This is a genomic window from Streptomyces sp. NPDC031274, assembly GCF_055570235.1.
Window position 1 is genome coordinate 1 of the sequence record NZ_JBVIHP010000251.1, and the last position, 1,355, is coordinate 1,355.

General features: G+C 71.4%; 2 protein-coding genes. Both read left to right on the plus strand.

Annotation, left to right across the window (positions count from 1 at the left end; all coding sequences use genetic code 11):
* On the plus strand, positions 1–545 hold a 545-nt coding region (locus ACZ5CR_RS45410; RefSeq protein WP_468869600.1), incomplete at its 5' end, for a peptidase inhibitor family I36 protein.
* A 237-nt stretch (positions 546–782) separates the two neighbouring features.
* Positions 783–1,082 (plus strand): hypothetical protein, encoded by a 300-nt coding sequence (locus tag ACZ5CR_RS45415; RefSeq protein ID WP_468869603.1) that lies wholly within the window; start codon positions 783–785, stop codon positions 1,080–1,082.
* Positions 1,083–1,355: the final 273 nt, after the last annotated feature.

The window sequence follows — 1,355 nt, forward strand, 5'->3', positions numbered from 1 at the left end:
GCACCTTCCCGCTGCCCGGCGGCACGGCTTCGGTCCGCAGGGACGCCGCGGTGCGGTACGCCCACGGCGTCGACGAGCTGCGGCTCTCCCCCGAACTCCCGGCAGAATGGCGGGAGATCGTCGCCGACTGTCTCGCGCGTACGCATTCCGAGCGGGCGGCGCACGACGCGGGGGCGCTGCTGCGGAGAGTGGAGCAGGCGGCCGGGGTCGCGCCCGCGCGGCGGCTGCCGCGGTGGGTCAGGGTGCGCAGGCCGGGGCGGCCCGTGGTGATCGGGGCCGGTGCGGTGGTGACCGCGGTGGCGCTCACGGTGGGGCTCGTGGAAGTGCTGCGGGACGATCCCGTCACCTATGGCTATCACCGCTGTCTGAAGCTCTCCGTCTGCTTCTTCAGCGAGCAGAACGGCAACGGGAAGATGTGCACGTGGGGGAACGACGACCGCAACTGGCTCAAGGGCCCTGGTACGTGCGCCTGGACACGGACCGAACCCGTGAGGTCCATCTTCAACAACGGCGACGCCACCAAGGCCGACCACAACGTCGCGTAGTGGCTGGGCGAGGACTTTCGCTACGACTGGGACAACCCCGAGCGCGAGCGCGACGAGCCGGTCGGCTGCACCTCCGTCAACCAGCAGGGCAACCTGTCGGGCACGTACCGCCCCCGCTCCCACAAATGGGTCCCGGACTGCTGACCCTCTGAACTCCTAGGTTCCACCCCGCCGTTCGCGCCGTCATGGTGGTGACGTGCCGCCAAGGGGGGCGGCACATCAGGGGGGAAGCACCACATGAAGCGCACGCTCACGCCGGCGTGCACGGCCGCGGCGGCCGCCTTGCTGTTCGTCGCCGCGGCCGGATGCGCGGGGCCGCCGACGACGGATGCGACACGATCCGCCGGCGCACGCCCCAACGACACGGGCATCGAACTGCCCGACCTGTACGTCGCGCTCTGCATGGCCGCGCACGGCCACGACCACGCCGACCCGGGCTACGCCGCCCGCCTGTCGCGCGAGGCCCGCGCCCGCTACGCCAACACGCTCGCCACCTGCGGACCAACGGTGGCCACTGAGCGTGAACCGGCCCGCTGAGGCCCTGCCGAGCGCACCTCCGGGGCGGAGTGTCCCGCTCCCGTGACGGCCATGCCCCAGCTCGTCTCGGGCATGACCCGAACCGTGGTGGGCGGCCCCTCCCTTCCCTAGCCTGATCAGTCTCCACAGAGAAGGGCAACGCCCGTAGAAGCAGCGAACCGCGGCTCACCTCTGCGCCGAGCCGCACACATCGGGGGATCGAATGAACTCGTTCAGCATCATCGTCGTACCGCCGGGTCAGCAGATCCGCCTCGCGCCCGGCGAGTGCCTGGG